The organism is Haloferax sulfurifontis (assembly GCF_014635105.1).
GTDB lineage: Archaea > Halobacteriota > Halobacteria > Halobacteriales > Haloferacaceae > Haloferax > Haloferax denitrificans.
In genome coordinates, this window is record NZ_BMCI01000002.1 from 488,378 (window position 1) to 507,660 (window position 19,283).

Below are 19,283 nucleotides of genomic sequence, written 5' to 3' on the forward strand. Positions count from 1 at the left end.
CCTAGACCCCCCACAAGAGGACGATACCGGCCGTCGTGACGACCGTGAGAAGAAGCTGGAGCGGCGCGCCCACGCGGAGATAGTCGGTGAAGCGGTAGCCGCCCGGCCCGTACACCATCAGGTTCGTCTGGTAGCCGATGGGCGTCATGAATGCCGTGCTCCCGCCGAAGGTGACCGCGAGGGCGAAGCCGAAGGGGTCGGCACCGAGGCCGAACGCGGTGTCGATGGCGACCGGGAGCATGAGGACGACGCTCGCGACCGGCGTGATGACGTTCGCCAACAGCCCCGTGAGCAGGTAGAACGCGGCGAGCACGACGACGACGGGCAGGTAGGTCGCGGCGACGCCGACGAACTCCGAGAGGAGCGCGACGCCGCCGGTCAGCTGGAGCGCCTGCCCGAGCGGAATGACGCCCGCGAGGAGGAAGATGACGTTCCAGCTCACCGCGCCGTAGGCGTCGCTCGCCGAGAGACAGCCGAGCGTGACCATCGCGGCGACGCCGCCGAGCGCGGCGATGGCGATGGGCACGACGCCGAGCGCGGCCAGTCCGATGACCGCCGCGATGACGGCGAACGCGCGGAACGACGTCGGTGACAGTCCGCCGTTGTCCTCGATGAACTCGTCTGCGACCTCGCTGGTCACGACGAAGTCGCCGCTGTCGCGGAGGTATCGCGCCGTCTCGTTCGTCGTCTGGAGGAGCAGTGAGTCGCCGACTTGGAGTTCCACGTCTCTGAAGTGCTCGCGGATGAGGTCGCCGCCGCGCCGACGGACCGCGAGCACCGTCGCGTCGTAGCGCTCGCGGAGTCGCGCGCCGCCGATGGTCTCGCCGACGAGGCCGGACTCGCGGGGGACGACGAGTTCGACGAGCGCCACGCGCTCGGGGCGGTCGAGTTCGGCGTCGGTGACCGACGCGCGCGGGAGGAACCGCAGGTCCGCGAGGTCGCAGAAGCGCCGAATCGTCGCCGGGTCGCCCCGGATGGTCAGGATGTCCCGCGACTCGACCTCGCGGTCGGAGTCGGCCGCGATGAAGTGCTCACCGCCGCGGAGCACGTCGAGGATGTCCACGTTGAGGTCGCGGTAGGTGTCGTCGGAGACCTCGCCCGCCGGGATGCCGACGAGCGGCGACCGCGCGGGGACGAGCACGCGGGCGAGAAACGGCTCGACGCCGTAGTTGCCGGTTCGGTTCCCGGGCTCGATTCGCTCGGGAAGGAGCCGCGGCGCGACCGTCAGGAGGTAGCCCGCGCCGACGACGAACACCACCGCACCGAGGGGCGTGAACGTGAACATCGAAAACGGCGGCAACCCGGTCGCCGCGGCGTAGGCCTCGCTGGCGACGAGGTTCGTCGCCGTCCCGACGAGCGTGAGCGTGCCGCCGAGCATCGAGGCGTACGAGAGGGGAATGAGGAGCTTCGACGGCGAGACGTTCGCCTGGTCGGCGAGGTCCGAGACCATCGGCACGAACACCGCCACGACCGGCGTGTTGTTGACGACGCCCGCGACGGGGCCGGTGAGGCCGACGACCGCGGCGAGCAGTCGGGACTCGCTCCCGTTCGTAAACGAGGCGACCGCGTCGCCGAGGACGCGAATCGCGCCGGTCTGTCGCACCCCCTCGCTGAGGGCGTACATCGAGAGGACGGTGATGGTCGCGGCGCTCGAAAACCCCGACAGCCCCGTCTGGAGGTCCACCCGCGTCCACGGTTCGAGGACGACGAGCGCGACGATGACGCCGATGGCCGTCACGTCCGGCGGGGCCGCCTCCGTCACGAAAAGCGCCATCGTGACGACGACGAGCGCGAAGACGACGAGCATCCCGGAGGTGACGGCGACCATGCTGGCAGTCGATTCGGAGGCGGCTTAATGCTACCCCGCGTGACCGTCGGCCGCGGCGACGGGTCGCCCCGCTCCCACCGCCCGAACGACGCGCTCGTCCGCCCGCCGGTCGCGACGCTTTTACTCGCCCGTGGTGTAGCCTCGGGCGATGCGACTCGGAATCCTGGAGATGGTCGGTCTCGCGGCGACCCTCATCTTCGCCATCCCCGTCGGCGGCTTCGGCCTCACGCTCCTCGCCGACGGGCGGACCGTCTTCGGCGGCGCGATGCTCCTTCTCGCGGTGCTCATGGTCGCGCTCCCGAAGTTCCTCACCATGCCGCAGGACGTCCCCTCGCTCGCGGCCGAGAAAGTCATCGGCGGCGTCGCGAAAGAGCCGGACGACGAGGAATAACTCCCCGCGGGGCGCGCCGGCTACCAGCGACTCGGGTCGAGACCGGTCGGCGCGTCGCCCAGCAGTCGCGGGTCGTCTTCGCCGACGACCAGCACGTCGGTCAGTTCGACCCGGCCGTGGTCCGGGTGCGTGACCGCGGAGCGGACCCGGAGGACGTTGCCGGCGACGAGTTCGCGGTCGCCGTCGAGCGGCGGGTCCTCGCGGGCCGCGAGGCCGATGCCGCCGCCCACGTCTCTCGTCACCTCGTCGGCCATCGAGAAGCCGAACGCGGCGGTCTCCGCGCGGAGTTCGCTCCCGAGGAAGCCGGCGTCGTCGCCGGGGTCCGCCTCGACCAGACTGACCTTTCTGGCGGCGTCGCAGGCGACGTGCGCCCGGCGCTCCCACCCGCCGTCGGGGTCGACGACGAAGGTGCGGGCCAGCGCGCCGCGGTAGCCCGCCGGGCCGCGCGGGCCGACCGAGACGACGGTGGGTTCGCCCGGCCGGAGTTCGACCGGCTCGCCCCCGTCGCCGCGGGTTCCCGCGAGAACCGTCGTCGCGCCCGCGGAGTCGACGCCCTCGGCCGCGAGCGTCGCGTTCACCTGCCGGCGGAGTCGCTCGGTCGAAATCGGCGCGCCGTCCCAGTGGAGGGCGGGCCGTCCGTCGTCACCGTCGCCGTCGCCGCCCTCACGGCCGCTGTCGCCGTCGCCGCTGTCGCCGTCGTCGGCGTCCTCGACCGTCGCCGCCGACAGTATCGCGGCCGCGCGACCGACGCCGCGAGTCGCCGCGCGCTGGGCGGCCTCGATGGCGTCGCGCTCGGCGTCGTCTTTCACCGCGCGGGCGGCTTCCACCGCCGCGGTCGACGCGAGGTCGTAGCCCGCCGATTCGAGGTGGAGCGCGGCGTCGTGCGGAATCGTCCGCGGCGCGAGGACGGTCCCTTCGGGAGCGCCGTGTTCCGCGAGGACGGCCGCGGCGGCCTTCCCCGGCGGCCTGTCGTCGACGCGGACCGAGGCGACCGACAGCGCCGGCGGTTCGACGGTCGAGGGGACCCGGAGATGCGTCTCGCCGTCGACGCGGACGAAGGCGAGGTCGCAGTCGAACTCGCGGCCGGTGAGGTAGCGACTCGTGGGGTCGGAGCCGCCGGAGACGGCGACGAAGCCGACGGCGTCTCGCTCGGAAACGGCGGCGTCGATGGCGTCGCCGCCGCGCGGACCGCTCCGCACGGGACGTTACGCCTCGGGTTCGGGCGCGGGCGGTTCCTGCGCGTCGTCGACGAGTTCCTGCGCGGGAGCCTCGCGAATCTCGTTGTGGAGCAGGACGCTGATGGGAAGCGTCGGCGCGCCGGTGACGAGGTTCTCGAGGACGATGAGGCGCTCGCGGGCGCGGGACATCCCGACGTAGAAGACGCGGCGCTCGTTGTCGGTGATGAGCGGGACGGGGCTCGTCGTCGCGGTGAACTCCTCGATGCCGCGGGCTTCGAGCTCCTCGTCGGAGACGGAGGCGGCCATCTGCTCGACGACCTTCTCGGTCAGGTCGGTCGCCATGAACACGTGGTCGGCCTCGCGACCCTTCGCCGAGTGGATGGTGCCGACGCGGACGCGACTGGGGTCCATCCCCTCGTAGCCGCCGCCGAAGTACGCGTTGACGGACTTGCGCTGGAAGCTCGTCACCTTGCGGACCATGTCGCTGGCGGACGAACTGTCCGGGGCGAAGGGCGCGAAGTTCTTGATTTCCTTCGGCGTGAACTCGATGTTCGTGATGTCGTCGACGCCGGCCTCTTCCTGTCTGTCGTCGATGGCGTCGAAGAGGTCGTCGCGGTCGTTCGTGCCGAACGCGGAGTCCTGGAGCATGTCGGCGAGGCGGCGCGCCTGCAAGCCGTCGACGGGTTCCTCGGCGTCGAGCGCCTCGACCGCGCGGACGTACTGCGTGAGTCGGTCGGTCCACATGCGCTGGTCGGTCAGCGTCGAGAAGGGGATGCCCGACGGGAGGAACTCGTCGATGAACTGGAACATCTGGTAGCGCGCGCGGAACAGCACCATCACGGTGCCCTCGTCTTTCTCGACGGTGTAGCGGACGTTCCGGGCGAGTTCGAGCATCGACGGGCTCTCGACGGCCTCGACCGCGCCGCCTTCCTTGCGGGGTTTGAGGTCCTTCTCCTGTCGCTTGTCGATGTGGCGAATCTCCCGGTTGACGACGTTGAGGACGTTCGACGGGAGCCGGTAGGAGTTCGGGAGAATCTCGTCGTTGTCGCGTTCGGCGTCGAGAAGCAGGTTCGGGTCCGCTCCCTGCCACGCGTAGACGACCTGGTCGTCGTCGCCGGCGATGAGGACGCCCCGCATGTGGGGCTTCCACTCCTCGTACACGTCGTACTGGAGGGTCGTGATGTCCTGGAACTCGTCGATGACGAGGTAGTCGACGTTGGGGACGAGCGCGCGCTGTTTGACGCGTTCGAGCATGTCGGCGAAGCCGACCAGCCCGTGTTCGCCCTTGTAGGCGCGCCACGCGCGGATGGCCTCGGGGATGTCGATGCGGTCGTCGTCGGAGGGCCACGTCGGCGTGTACTTGTTGCCCTCCTGGGCGTTCGGGTCGACCTCCGGCGGGAGGCGGACCTCCTCGACGTTCCACTGGAACGGCACGTCGTACCAGTCGGAGACGTCGCGGCGGGTGCGCTGGAGCCACTGGCTCGTGGCGATGACCTTGTTCCCGATGGTGGTCGAGCGGGCGGTCCGGCGGCCCGCGCCGCCGTACTCGTCTTCGAACTCGATGCCGTAGTCCTCGCAGAACTCCTGTTTGTCGCTCTCGCCGACCACGTCGTTCCGCGAGAGGCTCAAGAGTTCGTACGCCTTCGCGTGCATCGTCGAGACGTTCCCCTTCAGCGACCGCGGGTTGATGTCGAGTCGCTCCGCGAGCCGGTCGCGGACCTCGGCCGCCGCGGCTCGGGTGTAAGAGACAACGAGAATGTCGCGGATGGTGACGCCGTCTTGTTCGAGAATCTCCTCGACCTTGTCGAGCAAGGCCGTGGTCTTCCCGCTTCCCGGGCCGCCGAACAGCCGGGTGACGGTCACGTCGGATTCGCTCATTGTGCACGTTCACGGCCTTATCGGTGATAAGCGACGTGCTTCGGACGAGGGCGAACGCGCCCGGAGTTGCGTACTCGCCGGGCGTTCGCGAACGGCTCACCGAGCGGGTGAAAACCGTCGAGAACAGGTGCTCGTGGCTTGGTCAGTTCGGACGCGTCAGGCCTCCGGCACCCACCCGCAGACGGAGCAGGTCGCCGCGCCCATGTCGTGCAGGGCCCCGCAATCGGGGCACTGCAGTTTGTTATAGGATCGGTCCCAGCGTACCGGTTCTGTCTCGTGACCGCGGTCGGCCAAGAACTGGTCGAACAAGTCGTCACTGGGTGCTGAGGCCATACGTGGTATGATATGGCATACCCCTATTTAGTTCCTGCGCCGACTCCGAGCCGTCGGAAATCGGGGGACTGCGGCGGACTGTCTGTCTCGCCTACAGGTCGTACAGCGCCCCGTACTTCGACTCGACGTAGTCGAGGAAGTCGTCGGCGGCGAAGTCCTCGCCGGTCGCCCGCTTTACGAGGTCGTTAGTCTCGTAGCGCCGGCCGTGGCGGTGGATGTTCTCGCGGAGCCACTCGCGGAGGTCGCCGAACTCGCCGTCGGCCAGCTTCCCGTCGAGGTCGTCGATGTCCGCCTCGGCGGCCGCAAACAGCTGGGCGGCCATGACGGAGCCGAGCGAGTACGTCGGGAAGTAGCCGAAGTTCCCGTACGCCCAGTGGATGTCCTGCAGACAGCCCTCGGAGTCGGTGTCCGGCCGGATGCCGAGGTACTCCTCGTACTTGTCGTTCCACGCCTCCGGCACGTCCTCGACGGCGAGGTCGCCGGCGATGAGGTCGCGTTCGAGTTCGAACCGGATGACGATGTGCAGGTGGTAGGTCAGCTCGTCCGCCTCGACGCGGATGAGGTTGTCGTCGTACACCTGATTAGCCGCCTCGTAGGCCTCCTCAACCGTCGCGTCGACCTCGGGGAACCGCTCTTCGAGCGTGGGCAGGAAGTGCCGCCAGAAGGCCCGCGAGCGCCCGACGTGGTTCTCCCAGAGCCGCGACTGCGACTCGTGGACCGAGAGGTTGCGGTTCTCGCCGAGCGGCGTCGCGTAGTGCTCGTCGGGCAGGCCGAGGGTGTACAGCGCGTGGCCGAACTCGTGGACGGTCGAGAACAGCGACCCGAGCACGTCGGAGTCGTCGTAGCGGGTCGTCACGCGGGCGTCGAACTGCGTCCCCGACGAAAACGGGTGCGGCGCGGTGTCGAGGCGGCCGCGCTCCCACGGGTAGCCGAGCGTCGTGAGCGCGTCGCGGACGAGTTCCTCCTGTTCGTCTTCGGGGAACTCGCCCTCGAAGGCGTCAACCGCGAGGTCCGCGTCGGACTTGCGGATGTCCTCTATCATCGGGACGAGCACCTCGCGCACCTCGGCGAGAATCTCCTCGGCCTGTTCGAGGGGCAGACACGGCTCGTAGTCCTCGAACAGCACCTCGTAGGGGTCGCGGTCGGGGTCGATGTGCTCGGCGTACTCCCGCTTCAGTTCGACGTGCTTCTCCAGATGCGGCGCGAACGTCTCGAAGTCGTCTTCGGCCTTCGCCTGCTTCCACGCCGGGATGGCCTCCGACGACGCCGCGGAAATCTTCTCGACGAGGTCGTTCGGCACGCGGGCCGCCCGCTCGTAGTCGCGGCGGAGTTCGCGCAGCACGTCGGCCTGCTCGTCGGTCGGGTCGTCGGCCTCGGCCGCGTCGAGGAGGTCGCCGAACTCGTCGTCGGTCAGGAGTTCGTGGCTCAACGCGGAGAGCGCGGACATCTGCTGGGAGCGCGCGGGCGTCCCCTCGTCGGGCATCATGACCTGCTGGTCCCACGAGAGGATGCCGCCGGCGTTCTCGACGTTGGCGATTCGCTTGTACTTCGTGAGGAGTCGGTCGTACGCCGATTCCGAGTCGGATTCCGCGGAGGACTGTGCCATGGTACGACGGTGGTCTCGGAGGCGTATTAAATCGCAGGAGGCGGGTATTCGTGGTGGGGTTTTGCTACTCACTTGGTCGCTCCCGACTCCGACGCGACAGCCGATGCCGCCGACGCCGCAATCGACGACGGGACAGCCGCGACCGACGACACCGCGAAAGCCCTCGCTCGCGGCCCCTTTCAGTCCCGCCCGGTGGCTGTTCGGGCGTCGTCGCGTGTGGGTGTTCAGGCGTCGTCGCGGGCGGGGTTGGCGGCTTTCACCAGCCTTCAACGAGCGCACGATACGTCTCGTAACACCGCGCCAGCACGTCGAGCGACACGCTCTCGTCTTTCGTGTGCGCCTCGCCGGGCTCCGAGGGGCCGTAGACGACGCAGGTCGTGCCCGCCTGCGCCAACCACCCGGCGTCGGTCGCGTGGGGCTTCGTCGTCTGTTCCGGCTCCGCGTCGCCGCGGGCCTCGTGGACCGACCGCGCGGCGTCGAGGACGCGCTCGGCGAAGTCGGCGTCGTCGCACGCCATCGGCGGGAGGTCCTGTTCGACGACCCACTCGACCCCCTCGATTGCCTCTGTCCGCGCGAGGTCGGCGAAGCCACCGGGGACGGTCCGCTCGTCGATGGTCACCGCACAGCGGTCGGGGATGACGTTCCACGCGCTCCCGCCGTCGATTTCGGTGACGGCGATGCTCCCGGAGACGGGGTGGCCGAGGACCTCGGCGTCCGGCACCGAGAGCCCGCGGACCACGTCCACGGCGTCGGTCGCGCGGTAGACGGCGTTCTCGCCGCGCTCGGGTTCGCTGGCGTGGCAGGCGGTCCCGGACGCGACGAGGGTGCTCGCCCGGCGGCCGCGGTGGGCGACGGCCACGTCGGTCCGGTTCGGTCCCGAGTAGTTCGTCGACCCCTCGGCGACGACGGCGTAGTCGAGTTCGAGGCCGTCGTCGAGCGCCGCGCGGACGCCCTCCCCGCCGATTTCCTCGCCGACGAACGAGGCGAGGACGACCTCCGAGTCGGCCTCGGCGGCCGCGTCGCGGAAGGCGAGCATCGACGCGGCGACGGCCCCTTTCATGTCCGCCGCCCCGCGGCCGTAGAGGCGGCCGTCGCGGGTCTCGACCACGTAGTCGCCGCCGTCTGTGGTCTGGCGGTCGGCCGGCGGGACCACGTCGTGGTGGCCGACGAGCGCGAGCGATTCGCCGACGCCGGGATTGACGCGGGCGACGACATTCCCCGCGCCGTCTCTGGTCACGTCGGCGTCGGTCTCCCCGCGGAGCCACGATTCGATGCGGTCGCCGGCGGCGGTCTCGTCCTCGTGGCTCGGAACCGACACGAGGGTCGCCGTGAGGTCGCGGAGTTCGTCCATGCCGGCCCGTCGGCGGGTCGCCCCAAAAGCGTGTGGCGTCCGGCAGTCCGCGCGCGCCGGGCCCGCCGCGACTGCGGTCGGTCCCCCTCTCGCGGTCGGACCCCGTTATCAGATTTCGAGAATGCGCGGCCCGGCTTATTGTGCGTTCCCCGCACGTCCGAGTATGGGACTCGTCTCGACGTACGAACGGTTGCTCTGGGGAAGCATGGACGCGCTCGGTATCTCGGATTCGGTCGAGAGAAAGGTCGTCGCCGCCGTTGCAATCCAGTTCGCGGTCTCGCTCGCGCAGGCCGCGCTCCCGTGGATCGCGACCGGCGCGCTCCGACTCGAACTCTCGGCGCTCCTCCTGTTCGGTGCCGGCCTCGCGTTCGTCAACACGATTATCATCACGCGGAAAGACATCGTCTCGCCAATCGAGTCCATCTCGGCGGCGGCCGCGGGCGTCGCGGCGGGCGACCTGTCGACCCGACCACCGGACGTGACCGGGAACGACGAGGTGGCCCGTCTCGCCGACGACTTCGGCGCGATGCACGACCACCTCTGTATCGTCGCCTCGCAGGCGGGCGCGCTCGCCGACCAGCGGTTCGACGACCCGGCGCTCGACGAGGATTTGCCGGGCGAGTTCGGCGCGGCGCTCGACCGGATGCAACGCGACCTCGCCGACTACACGCGCAACCTCCAGCATCTCGTGGAGGCGTTCGCCGAGGCGACATCGCGGGCGCAGGCCGGCGACCTCACCGCCACCATCGACACCGACGACTGGGGCGTCGACGACGAGCGATACGCCGAGGTCGCGGCGACCTACAACGACCTCGTCCGCACCCTCTCGTCGACCATCGGCGAGGTGCAGTCGTTCGCACAGGAGGTGTCGCGGATGAGTTCGACCGCCCGCGAGCACGTCCGCCGGGCCGACGCCGCCAGCGAGGAAGTCGCCGCCTCGGTCACCGAAATCTCCGACGGCGCGGGGGCACAAACCGACCACCTCCAGACCGTCTCCGACGAACTCAACACGCTGTCTGCGACCGTCGAGGAGATAGCCGCCTCCGCCGACGAGGTCGCGACCACTGCCGAAACCGCGTCCGAGCGCGGCGAGGTCGGTCGCGACGCGGCGACCGAGGCGATGGAGGAGTTAGACACGGTGGAGGCCCGCATCGACCGCACCGCCGACGCCGTCGCCGAACTCACCGAGAGCATCGAGGAGATAGACGAAATCGCGGCGTTCATCGAGCACGTGGGCTCGCAGACCGACCTGCTCGCCATCAACGCGGCCATCGAGGCCGCCCACGCGGGCGAGGCCGGCGACGGCTTCGGCGTCGTCGCACAGGAGGTCAAGTCGCTCGCCGAGGAGACCCGCGACTCCGCCGACGAGGTGTCCGGGCTCATCGCCGACATCACCGAACACTCCGAGGAGACGCTCGCCGACGTGCGGGAGATGAACCGGCAGGTCGCCGACAGTCTGGAGACGGTCACCGAGGCCATCGGCGAGTTCGAGACCATCGTGGACATGGTGACGGACATCGACGCCAGCGTGGCCGAGGTGAGCGCCGCGACCGACCAGCAGGCCCAGTCGGCGGCGGACATCGCCGCCCGCGTCGACGACGTGGCGAACATTTCCGAGGAGACCGCCGGCCAGTCGCGGACCGTCGTCGCGACGGCCCGAGAGCAGTCCGAGTCCATCGGCGACCTCGCGGACCAGACCGAGGTGCTGTCGTCGCGGGCGGCCGACCTCGACGGCCTCGTCGAGTCGTTCGACGTACTCGACGGGGAGCGGGTGGCCGCGCCCGGAGACGACTGAGTCGAGGTCGAGGGCGCGGAACGCGGGACGCGGGACCACCCGACGCCCCGCCGACGGTGCCACCGCTTTTATCTACAACCTTATCCGTCACCCGCCCAAACTCACGCGCATGAAAATAGTGCCGGACACGAGCGCGGTCATCGACGGTCGCGTGTCCGAGCGAGTCGACGACGGCACCTACGAGGGCGCCGACGTCCTCGTCCCCGAGGCGGTCGTCAGCGAACTCGAATCGCAGGCCAACGACGGCCGTGACACGGGTTGGGAGGGCCTCTCCGAACTCCAGCGCCTCGCCGAGTTCGCCGACGACGGCGTCATCGACCTCAAGTACGTCGGTCGTCGCCCGAGTTCGGGCGAGACGAAGGGCGCGGGCGAGGGCGACATCGACGCGCTCATCCGCGACATCGCCACGGAGCGGTCGGCGACGCTCCTGACGAGCGACGTGGTGCAGGCCGAAGTGGCGAGAGCGAAGGGCGTCTCGGTCGAGTACGTCGAGGCCGCGGTCCGCGGCTCCGGCGGGCTCATCATCGAGCGCTTCTTCGACGACCAGACGATGTCGGTCCACCTCAAGACCGACACCCGCCCGAAGGCCAAACGCGGCGCGGTCGGCGAGATGCACTACCAGCCCATCGCCGACGAGCCGACCGACGAGGCGACGATGAAGGAGTGGGCCGACGACATCGTCAACTCCGCCCGCGCCGCCACCGACGGCTTCGTCGAACTCTCCGAGCCGGGCATGGACATCGTCCAGTTCCGCGACTACCGAATCGCGGTCGCTCGCCCGCCGTTCGCCGACGGCATCGAAATCACCGCCGTCCGTCCCATCGTCAAGACCGAACTCGACGACTACGAGTTCGCCGACGAACTCCGCGACCGACTCGCCGAGCGCCAGCGCGGCGTCCTCATCGCCGGGTCGCCCGGTGCCGGGAAGTCCACGTTCGCGCAGGCGGTCGCCGAGTTCCTCAACGACAGCGACTACGCGGTCAAGACGATGGAGAAGCCCCGCGACCTGCAGGTCGGCCCCGACATCACCCAGTACACCGCCCTCGGCGGCGACATGGCGAAGACGGCCGACTCCCTGCTCCTCGTGCGCCCGGACTACACCATCTACGACGAGGTCAGAAAGACCGAGGACTTCTCGGTGTTCTCGGACATGCGACTGGCGGGCGTCGGCATGGTCGGCGTCGTCCACGCCACCCGCGCCATCGACGCGCTCCAGCGCCTCGTCGGCCGGGTCGAACTCGGCATGATTCCGCAGGTCGTCGACACCGTCGTCTACATCGAGGACGGCGAGGTCCACACGGTGTACGACGTGCGCACCGAGGTGAAGGTGCCCGAGGGCCTCTTCGCGGAGGACCTCGCCCGCCCGGTCATCCAGATTCGGGACTTCGAGACCGGCACGCCGAAGTACGAGATTTACACGTTCAACCGGCAGGTCGTCACCGTCCCGCTCGGCGAGGACGGCGAGGAGAAGGAAAGCGGCGTCTCCCGGCTTGCGAAACAGGAAATCGAACGCGAGATTCGCTCCATCGCCCGCGGGCACGTCGACGTGGACCTGCAAGGGCAGAACCGCGCGGTCGTCTACGTCGAGGACGACGACATCTCCTACGTCATCGGGAAGGGCGGCGGCCGCATCTCCGATGTGGAAGACCGCCTCGGCATCGACATCGACGTGCGGACCCACGACGAAAAGCCGTCGTCGTCGGGACAGCACGCGGGCGCGAACGCCGGGGGTCAGTCCGGCGCGTCCGGTTCCGGCGGCGGGGCCGACGAGGGCGTCGTCGTGACGCCCGAGGTCACCTCGCGGCACGTCGTCGTCCGGATGGACGGCCACGTCGGCGAGACGGTCGAGGTCCGCGCCGACGGCGAGTACCTGTTCACGGCGACGGTCGGCCGCGGCGGCGACATTCAGGTCTCTCGCGGGAGCGCCATCGCCGAGGAACTGGAGAACGCAATCGATAGAAAACAGCAGATTACGGTCGTTCCGGCCTAACAGAACGGCCGAATCGTCGTTTTCGTCGGTCGGGGTTCGACCGGGTCGACACGTCGCAACTGGTCTCTTACGACACCGACTGCGAAGCGTGCGGTGGTTCCGCGGCGGTTCTCACTACTCGGCGCAACAGGCCTTTTCTTTGCCGCCGTCGGCTTTGGCCTGCGCCTTTTGCGGCGCGAGATCGGTCAACTGATAGAGGTTCTGTCGGGCGTCGGCGAAGTAGACGTCCTCGTCGACGATACCGATTCCCTCCAGTCGTTCGAGCGCGTAGCGAACGGTTCGCGCCGAGAGCATCGACTCTTCGACGATGCCTTTCTGGGTGAGCGGACCGTTGTATTCGAGCACTTTGAAAACAAGCTTCGCACTCGGTGGGAGGTCGTCGAGACTCTCCTCTTCTGTTCCAGCCATCGTTACGAATCGAAACGCGCTACCAGCATAAACCTTGTTGGCCTGCGACCGGCCGACAACGCTTTACCCGCGGGGTGGCGGGAGGAACGAACGCCTTTTGACGCCGGATATCGCACGGGAACACATGGCCACGGAAACGCAGACCGGACTCTCCAGTCACATTCGCGGAGTGACGGTCACGACACTCGCCTGCCTCGCCGGCATCGCCGCCGCGGTGGTCTCGGGTGCTGTGGTGGGGACGAGTCCCGAGGCCGCGACCAATCAGTTGGCCGTGGGTATCCTCGGGGCGCTCGTCCTTATCCAGTTCCCCGTGCTCCGCGTCGTCGGCGTCGACGTCACCGGGTTCGGCGCGAAGGACTACCTCTACGTGGTGTTCATGACCTTCGCGCTCTGGTTCATCACGTTCGCTATCCTGCTGACTTCGGGTGTTCAGCTCTAACGATGGCCGACGATAGTATCGCCGTCGTCGACTTAGACCGGTGTTCTCCCGACCGCTGTAGCTACGAGTGCTCGAACTTCTGTCCGCCGAACCGGACGGGCAAAGAGTGCATCACGCTCCGCGGCGAGGACGCCGAGCAGGGCGGTCCCGACCAGGTGCGCATCTCCGAGGAAATCTGCCTCGGCGAGACCTGCGGCATCTGCGTCGAGAAGTGCCCCTTCGACGCAATCGAAATCATCAACCTCCCCTCGGAGCTCGACGAGGAGCCGACCCACCGCTACGGCGAAAACGCCTTCTCGCTGTACGGGCTTCCGGTCCCCGAATCCGGCGCGGTGACGGGCATCCTAGGCCCGAACGGTATCGGGAAGACGACCGCCGTCCGCGCCCTCGCGGGCGAGATGGTCCCCAACCTCGGCAACTACGACGACGACCCGACGTGGGAGGCCGTCCTCGACCGCTTCCGCGGCACCGAGCTCCAGAACTACGTCGAGCGGGTCCGCGACGGCGAGGTCTCCATCGCGCGCAAGCCGCAGTACGTCGACCAGATTCCCAAGCAGTTCGACGGGACGGCCCGCGACCTCTTGGAGGCGACCGACGAGCGCGGCGCGCTCGACTCCTACATCGACCGCCTCGACATCGGGCCCGTCGTCGACAACGACATCGAGACGCTGTCGGGCGGCGAGCTCCAGCGGGTCGCCCTCGCGGCGACGCTCGCCCGCGACCGCGACTTCTACTTCCTCGACGAGATTTCGCCGTACCTCGACATCGGCCAGCGCGTCACCGCCGCGCGGCTCATCCGCGAACTCGCGGAGGACGAAGACCGCGCGGTGCTCGTGGTGGAACACGACCTCGCCATCCTCGACCTGCTCGCCGACACGCTCCACGTCGCCTACGGTGAGCCCGGCGCGTACGGTGTCATCACCGACCCCAAGTCGGTCAGAAACGGCATCAACGAGTACCTGAAGGGGTATCTCTCGAACGAGAACATGCGCATCCGCCCGGAGGCCATCACCTTCGAGGAACACGCGCCCCGGGAGACGACGAAGGCCGAACCCCTCGTCGAGTACCCCGACCTCGCCAAGTCCTACGGCGACGGCGAGTTCTCGCTCGACGTGGAGTCCGGCACCATCTACAACGGCGAAGTGCTCGGCGTCGTCGGCCCCAACGGTATCGGGAAGTCGACGCTCGCCCAGCTGTTTACGGGCGACCTGACGCCCGATATGGGCGACCTCGACTTCGCGCTCGACATCTCGTACAAGCCGCAGTACATCGAAATCGACCAGCCGATGCGAGTCGACGCGTTCCTCTCGTCTATCACCGACCAGTTCGGCTCGTCGTACTGGAACACGGAAATCGCGAACCCGCTCCAGCTCAACCGCATCATGGAGCGCAACCTCACCGACCTCTCGGGCGGCGAGCGCCAGCGCGTCGCCATCGCGGCGTGTCTCTCGCAGGACGCCGACCTCTACCTGCTCGACGAGCCGTCGGCCCACCTCGACGTCGAACAGCGCGTGCAGGCCACCTCGGCCATCCGCCGCTACGCCGAGAACCACGACGCGACGGTCATGGTCATCGACCACGACATCTACATGATGGACCTGCTCGCGGACCGCCTGATGGTGTTCGACGGCGAGCCGTCCATCGAGGGCCACGCCTCGAAGCCACAGGAGATGCGCGACGGCATGAACGACTTCCTGTCGGACCTCGACATCACGTTCCGCCGCGACGAGCGCACCCAGCGCCCGCGCATCAACAAGCCCGACTCGCAACTCGACCGCGAGCAGAAGCGCGCCGGCGAGTACTACTACGCCGAGTAGCGACCCGGTCGCCCGTTCGCGTTCGCGTTCGCGTTTCCGTCCGCTTCGTTTCCGCTCTCGCTCTCGTTTTTCGTTCCGTCTCAACCGGGCGTTTCCCGCCGACAGCGACCCGGTTACACGCCGCGCCGCGAGTGACTCCGATGTTACTACGGACGTTTTCACGGCCACGCTCGAAGACGTGGGCATGACGAACGATTTCCCATCTGACGGCTCGCTCACGGACGACGCCCACCTCGGCCGGGTCGCGCTCCGCGTCGGCTCGCTCGACCGCGTCGTCCCGTTCTACCGCGACGTGGTCGGCCTCGCGGTCGAGCGCGACCGCGACGGGTCGCGGGCGGTTCTCTCGGCGGGCGAGACCCCCGTCGTCGTCCTCGACGAGGACCCCGACGCCCCCGAGCGCGGTCGCCGGGAGGCCGGGCTGTTCCACCTCGCGGTCCGCGTGCCCGACCGGGGCGCGCTCGGCGACGTGCTCTCCCGCGCCCGAACCCGCGCCAGCGACGCCGACGCGACCCTGTCCGGCGCGTCCGACCACCTCGTCAGCGAGGCGCTGTACTTCCGCGACCCGGAGGGCAACGGCGTCGAGGTCTACCGCGACCGCCCCCGCGAGGAGTGGCCGTGGACCGACGACCGCCGGGTATCGATGGACACGCTCCCGCTGGACCTCGGGTCGCTCGCCGACGACGCCGCCGGCGCGGACCGCGCGCCCGCCGGCACCGACCTCGGACACGTCCACCTCGAAGTCACCGACGTCCCTCGGTCGCGGGACTTCTACGTCGACGCGCTCGGCATGCGCGTCCGCGACGAGGGCTACCCCGGCGCGGCGTTCGTCGCCGCCGGCGAGTACCACCACCACGTCGGCCTGAACAGTTGGAACACCCGGAGCGCTCCGGTCGGCGAGGGCCGCGGAATCGAGTGGTTCGAAGTCGTCGTCCCCGACGCCGCGACGCTCGACGCGGTCCGCGAGTCGCTGACTGGCGGCGGCCACGAGTTCGACGCGGTCGACGAGGACGGGTTCGACGAGGTCGGGTCCGGCGACGACGATGCGGCCGACGCCCCCACGACCGATTCGTTCGTCGTCTCCGACCCCGACGGAATCGGCGTTCGAGTCGTCTACAGCCGCTGACGCGTCGGTTTTCCCGAACGAATCGTTTTGTCGCTGGTCGCCCAACGAGACGGTATGATATCGAGCGATTCGAGCGAGCGCCGTCGCGGGCTCACCCTCCAAAGCCCGGCGTTCGACGACGGAAGCCCGATACCCCGCACCCACGGCTACGCGACCGAAAACGAGAGTCCGCCGCTCCGCATCGGCGGCGTGCCACCCGGAACCGTCTCGCTCGCCCTCGTGATGGACGACCCCGACGCGGTGAAGCCCGCGGGCGAGGTGTGGGACCACTGGCTCGTCTGGAACGTCGACCCCGAGACCGACGCCATCGAGGCGGGCGAGACGCCGCCGGGCGCGGTCGAGGGAACCAACAGCTACGGCGAGCGGGGCTACGGCGGCCCGAACCCACCGGACGGCGAGCACGCCTACCGGTTCCTCCTGTACGCGCTCGACGCACCCCTCGACCTCGACGCGGGCGCGACGAAGGCCGACCTGAAGCGCGCCATCGCGGGACACGTCATCGCCGAGACGCAGTTGAACGGAACCTACGCGCCCTGAATCGGCCGAAAACGGGTCTCCCGGTCAGCGGCCGCCGTCGGACTCGACGACCGCACCTGCGCCGTCTCCGGCCGCCCGAAGCGTCACGTCGTAGCCGAAGGCCCGAATCACGTCGAGGTTCGTCCGCACGTGGTCCGTGACGGCGGGAATCCGCAGGCGACCCCCGGCGAGCGCGACCCAGACGAGCAGTTGGTCGGCCATGTGGCGGTCCACGGGCGCGTCGCCGCGGAGCCAGTCGAGGAACGACGCGCCCGCCCGCGCCCCGACCGTCTCGGCGGGCGTGCCGCGTTCGCCGTAGGCGTCGAAGCCGGCGACGACCGATTCGCCCCCGTCTCCACCCCGCGCGACGACGACCACGACCGAGCCGGGCGAGTCGCTTTCGACCGACGAGACCGCGGCGTGAACCGGGAGGTCGACGCCCGCCTCGGCGAGCGTGTCGCGGACGCCCTCGACCTGCCGGTCGGCCACCGCGGCGTCCGCGAGCGAGTCGCTTTCGACCGAGTAGACCCGGAGTTCGTCGGGGTCCGCGCGACGGTCCAGCGCCAGCGGCGTCGGCTCGGCCGGTTCGATTCGGAGCGAGAGCGTGCCGCCCCCGGCCGGGTAGAAGCCGCGGCGAGGCACCGAGACGCCGAACTCGACGCCGAATCTCGAACACAGCGGGCGCTTCGCGTACCGGAGGTAGTCCGCCGGCGGCGACCACCGAACGTCGGTGCCGCCGGTGACGGTGAGCCGAAGGGGGGAATCGACGGCGACGGCGGCCGGGAGCACCGTCTCGCAGACGAGCGTCGCGCTCCCGGCGGTGCCGACGGCCGCCTCGACCGGGTCGGCTCGCACGTCGCCGGGCGAAAAGCGGAGTGTTGAGGAGCCGACCTCGCCGCCGTCGACGTCGGCGTTCGAGACGGCCGCCGCGACCGAGACGCAGGCGACGTGCTGGGCCTTCAGCCCGGGCGTCGAGCGGTTCCCGCGGACGTTCGTCATCTCGAACGGCTCGCCGGTGACGAGCGAGAGCGCGAGCGCGGTTCGCAGGGGTTGGCCGCCGCCGTCGCGGCCGTCGAGTCGGCGCACTCAGCGGACGACGGTGACGGGGCAGGACGCCCGCTCGACGAGTTCCTTGGCGACGCTCCCGACCAGCCCCTCGTAGCGCTTCGAGAGGCCGCGGTGGCCGACGAAGATACCGTCGGCGTCCGCCTCGTCGGCGTAGGCCGGAATCGCCTCGACGGGGTCGCCGTAGAGGAGTTCCGCGGTCGCTTCGACGCCCGCGTCGGCGGCGCGTTCGGCGGCCGCCTGCAGGACGCGCTCGGCGCGCGATTCCGCGTCTTCGAGGCTCTCGGCGACGATTCGGTCGCCGGTTCTGGCGACGCCCGCGACCGGTTCCTCGCCGCCTTCGACGAGGACTTGCGGTTCGACCGCGTGGACGACTGTGACCGTCGCACCCAGCGGTTCGAGCATCCTGAGCGCGTGGTCGAGCGCTCTGTCGGCGGCCGCAGAGCCGTCTACTGCAACGACGAAGTTCATACCCGTATACGGGTGCCGAGACGAGAAAAAGGGTGAGACGGTGTTCGCGCCCTGAGAACTAGTGGACGAGCCGACTGCACGTGCCGCAGAGGTTCTCTTCTTTCACGTCGACCTCGCGGACCGTCGGCGAGAATGACATGACGCACTTGTTGTTGTCGCAGTGTTCGAGACCGAGGGTGTGGCCGATCTCGTGGACGACCTCCTTGCGCACGCGGTCGGACAGCACCTCGTCGGCGGGCTTGTTCGTGATGCCGCCGTCGGTGGAGGTCTGGAGGCGGTACGTGGAGATGACGGAGCCGTTGCCGTTGAGATACGCGAGGCCGAAGACGTAGTTTCGGCGGCGGTAGTAGAGGTCCTTTTCGGTGATGCCGATGTTCTTCTCGCCGCGACCGATGCGGCTCGCCAGCTCGATGAACTGCTCGGCGCGGTACTGGTTTCGGCTCCGGTCGAACGCGCCCTCGGGTATCGCCTGATTCGATTGCACGGTCACGTCGCAGTCGTAGACGGAGCGAAGTCCGGCGGATGCCTCCCGCTTGACGGCCGCAGAAATATCCCCGATAGGCACGATATCGACGAGCATGCGAGGGATTAAGCGGGGACGCTTCATAAATATCCCGACGTGAAAAAATCGCTTCGCGACGCGCTCGTTGCACGGTTGTCGGGCTACGACCGCGCGGTCGAAGTCGGGGTCGGTCGGGAGCCCTCGGTGGCGGCCGCCCTCGCCGCCCGCGGGGTCGACGTGGTCGCCGTCGACGTTCACGACTTTCCCGTCCCCGAGGGCGTCTCGTTCGTCCGCGACGACGTGTTCGCCCGCGCCGACGCCTCCGACCTCGGCCCCTACGCCGACGCCGACGTCGTCTACGCGCTGAACGTCCCGGTCGAACTCCACCGACCCGCCGCGGAGGTCGCCCGCCGCGCCGACGCCGACTTCCTGTTCACCACGCTCGGCTACGACGAGCCGTCGATTCCGGTCGCCCGCGAGTCGCTTCCGGGCGACACCCTGTACGCCGCCCAACGGGGGCGTCGGGACCAGCGCACCCGGCGGGACTCCCACGGTCGGTCCCAAGGGTAAGGCACTTGCCCGCTCGTCGCGC

18 protein-coding genes are annotated in these 19,283 nt (G+C 69.2%); 8 read left to right on the forward strand and 10 right to left on the reverse strand.

The features are described 5' to 3' along the window. Position 1: 1 nt before the first annotated feature. A complete protein-coding gene (locus tag IEV64_RS07070; RefSeq protein WP_007274951.1) occupies positions 2-1,828 on the reverse strand; it encodes an SLC13 family permease in 1,827 nt (608 codons plus the stop codon). Between the two features lie 148 nt (positions 1,829-1,976). Between IEV64_RS07070 and IEV64_RS07075 the strand changes: the two genes are divergently transcribed. Next, positions 1,977-2,219, forward strand: a complete 243-nt coding sequence (locus tag IEV64_RS07075; RefSeq protein ID WP_188423515.1) for a DUF7533 family protein — start codon at positions 1,977-1,979, stop codon at positions 2,217-2,219. A gap of 20 nt (positions 2,220-2,239) precedes the next feature. Here the strand turns inward: IEV64_RS07075 and IEV64_RS07080 are convergent, their stop codons facing one another. The 5 genes from IEV64_RS07080 to IEV64_RS07095 form a co-directional block, all read right to left on the reverse strand. Then, positions 2,240-3,418: a M24 family metallopeptidase gene (locus tag IEV64_RS07080; RefSeq protein WP_188423516.1), complete on the reverse strand. Its 1,179-nt coding sequence runs from the start codon at positions 3,416-3,418 to the stop codon at positions 2,240-2,242. Between the two features lie 6 nt (positions 3,419-3,424). Further along, a complete protein-coding gene (locus IEV64_RS07085) occupies positions 3,425-5,275 on the reverse strand; it encodes a UvrD-helicase domain-containing protein (RefSeq protein WP_007274948.1) in 1,851 nt (616 codons plus the stop codon). Positions 5,276-5,431: 156 nt separating this feature from the next. Beyond that, positions 5,432-5,608, reverse strand: a complete 177-nt coding sequence (locus tag IEV64_RS20045) for an HVO_0416 family zinc finger protein (RefSeq protein ID WP_007274947.1) — start codon at positions 5,606-5,608, stop codon at positions 5,432-5,434. A gap of 91 nt (positions 5,609-5,699) precedes the next feature. Next, positions 5,700-7,214, reverse strand: coding sequence for a carboxypeptidase M32 (locus IEV64_RS07090; protein ID WP_188423517.1), 1,515 nt, complete (start codon positions 7,212-7,214; stop codon positions 5,700-5,702). 256 nt (positions 7,215-7,470) lie between these two features. Next, complete coding sequence (locus IEV64_RS07095; protein WP_007274945.1) at positions 7,471-8,565, reverse strand: M20 family metallopeptidase; 1,095 nt, start codon at positions 8,563-8,565, stop codon at positions 7,471-7,473. Positions 8,566-8,728: 163 nt separating this feature from the next. On the opposite strand from IEV64_RS07095, the gene IEV64_RS07100 reads away from it, so the two are divergent. Both IEV64_RS07100 and IEV64_RS07105 read left to right on the forward strand, forming a co-directional pair. Next, positions 8,729-10,360, forward strand: coding sequence for a methyl-accepting chemotaxis protein (locus IEV64_RS07100; protein ID WP_188423518.1), 1,632 nt, complete (start codon positions 8,729-8,731; stop codon positions 10,358-10,360). A gap of 109 nt (positions 10,361-10,469) precedes the next feature. Further along, positions 10,470-12,350: a PINc/VapC family ATPase gene (locus tag IEV64_RS07105; RefSeq protein ID WP_188423519.1), complete on the forward strand. Its 1,881-nt coding sequence runs from the start codon at positions 10,470-10,472 to the stop codon at positions 12,348-12,350. 114 nt (positions 12,351-12,464) lie between these two features. Here the strand turns inward: IEV64_RS07105 and IEV64_RS07110 are convergent, their stop codons facing one another. Further along, positions 12,465-12,758, reverse strand: a complete 294-nt coding sequence (locus tag IEV64_RS07110) for a MarR family transcriptional regulator (RefSeq protein ID WP_049917911.1) — start codon at positions 12,756-12,758, stop codon at positions 12,465-12,467. Positions 12,759-12,882: 124 nt separating this feature from the next. Here IEV64_RS07110 and IEV64_RS07115 point away from each other — a divergent pair, with 124 nt between their 5' ends. The 4 genes from IEV64_RS07115 (at position 12,883) to IEV64_RS07130 (ending at position 16,674) form a co-directional block, all read left to right on the forward strand. Next, positions 12,883-13,197 (forward strand): EMC6-like membrane protein, encoded by a 315-nt coding sequence (locus IEV64_RS07115; RefSeq protein WP_004969107.1) that lies wholly within the window; start codon positions 12,883-12,885, stop codon positions 13,195-13,197. Positions 13,198-13,199: 2 nt separating this feature from the next. After that, the gene (locus tag IEV64_RS07120; protein WP_007274942.1) at positions 13,200-15,014 is read left to right on the forward strand and encodes a ribosome biogenesis/translation initiation ATPase RLI; all 1,815 of its coding nucleotides are present in this window, start codon (positions 13,200-13,202) and stop codon (positions 15,012-15,014) included. A 184-nt stretch (positions 15,015-15,198) separates the two neighbouring features. After that, a complete protein-coding gene (locus IEV64_RS07125) occupies positions 15,199-16,137 on the forward strand; it encodes a VOC family protein (protein ID WP_188423520.1) in 939 nt (312 codons plus the stop codon). Between the two features lie 54 nt (positions 16,138-16,191). Next, positions 16,192-16,674, forward strand: coding sequence for a YbhB/YbcL family Raf kinase inhibitor-like protein (locus IEV64_RS07130; protein ID WP_007274940.1), 483 nt, complete (start codon positions 16,192-16,194; stop codon positions 16,672-16,674). Positions 16,675-16,698: 24 nt separating this feature from the next. Here the strand turns inward: IEV64_RS07130 and rtcA are convergent, their stop codons facing one another. Genes rtcA through IEV64_RS07145 form a run of 3 tightly spaced genes read right to left on the reverse strand, consistent with a single transcriptional unit; the run spans position 16,699 to position 18,769 of the window. Then, complete coding sequence (gene rtcA, locus IEV64_RS07135) at positions 16,699-17,739, reverse strand: RNA 3'-terminal phosphate cyclase (protein WP_188423521.1); 1,041 nt, start codon at positions 17,737-17,739, stop codon at positions 16,699-16,701. Further along, positions 17,740-18,189, reverse strand: a complete 450-nt coding sequence (locus IEV64_RS07140) for a universal stress protein (protein WP_188423522.1) — start codon at positions 18,187-18,189, stop codon at positions 17,740-17,742. A 58-nt stretch (positions 18,190-18,247) separates the two neighbouring features. Next, positions 18,248-18,769: an archaemetzincin family Zn-dependent metalloprotease gene (locus IEV64_RS07145; RefSeq protein ID WP_007274937.1), complete on the reverse strand. Its 522-nt coding sequence runs from the start codon at positions 18,767-18,769 to the stop codon at positions 18,248-18,250. 39 nt (positions 18,770-18,808) lie between these two features. Here IEV64_RS07145 and IEV64_RS07150 point away from each other — a divergent pair, with 39 nt between their 5' ends. Next, positions 18,809-19,261 (forward strand): UPF0146 family protein, encoded by a 453-nt coding sequence (locus IEV64_RS07150; protein ID WP_049920528.1) that lies wholly within the window; start codon positions 18,809-18,811, stop codon positions 19,259-19,261. Positions 19,262-19,283 lie beyond the last annotated feature (22 nt).

Excerpts from the sequence above, each read along its gene's own strand:
- IEV64_RS07110 (WP_049917911.1), bottom strand. The coding sequence starts at position 12,758 with ATGGCTGGAACAGAAGAGGAGAGTCTCGACGACCTCCCACCGAGTGCG.
- IEV64_RS20045 (WP_007274947.1), bottom strand. The coding sequence starts at position 5,608 with ATGGCCTCAGCACCCAGTGACGACTTGTTCGACCAGTTCTTGGCCGAC.
- IEV64_RS07130 (WP_007274940.1), top strand. The coding sequence starts at position 16,192 with ATGATATCGAGCGATTCGAGCGAGCGCCGTCGCGGGCTCACCCTCCAA.
- IEV64_RS07125 (WP_188423520.1), top strand. The coding sequence starts at position 15,199 with ATGACGAACGATTTCCCATCTGACGGCTCGCTCACGGACGACGCCCAC.
- IEV64_RS07105 (WP_188423519.1), top strand. The coding sequence starts at position 10,470 with ATGAAAATAGTGCCGGACACGAGCGCGGTCATCGACGGTCGCGTGTCC.
- IEV64_RS07085 (WP_007274948.1), bottom strand. The coding sequence starts at position 5,275 with ATGAGCGAATCCGACGTGACCGTCACCCGGCTGTTCGGCGGCCCGGGA.
- IEV64_RS07145 (WP_007274937.1), bottom strand. The coding sequence starts at position 18,769 with ATGCTCGTCGATATCGTGCCTATCGGGGATATTTCTGCGGCCGTCAAG.
- IEV64_RS07115 (WP_004969107.1), top strand. The coding sequence starts at position 12,883 with ATGGCCACGGAAACGCAGACCGGACTCTCCAGTCACATTCGCGGAGTG.
- IEV64_RS07120 (WP_007274942.1), top strand. The coding sequence starts at position 13,200 with ATGGCCGACGATAGTATCGCCGTCGTCGACTTAGACCGGTGTTCTCCC.
- IEV64_RS07075 (WP_188423515.1), top strand. The coding sequence starts at position 1,977 with ATGCGACTCGGAATCCTGGAGATGGTCGGTCTCGCGGCGACCCTCATC.
- IEV64_RS07070 (WP_007274951.1), bottom strand. The coding sequence starts at position 1,828 with ATGGTCGCCGTCACCTCCGGGATGCTCGTCGTCTTCGCGCTCGTCGTC.
- IEV64_RS07100 (WP_188423518.1), top strand. The coding sequence starts at position 8,729 with ATGGGACTCGTCTCGACGTACGAACGGTTGCTCTGGGGAAGCATGGAC.
- IEV64_RS07090 (WP_188423517.1), bottom strand. The coding sequence starts at position 7,214 with ATGGCACAGTCCTCCGCGGAATCCGACTCGGAATCGGCGTACGACCGA.
- IEV64_RS07095 (WP_007274945.1), bottom strand. The coding sequence starts at position 8,565 with ATGGACGAACTCCGCGACCTCACGGCGACCCTCGTGTCGGTTCCGAGC.
- IEV64_RS07140 (WP_188423522.1), bottom strand. The coding sequence starts at position 18,189 with ATGAACTTCGTCGTTGCAGTAGACGGCTCTGCGGCCGCCGACAGAGCG.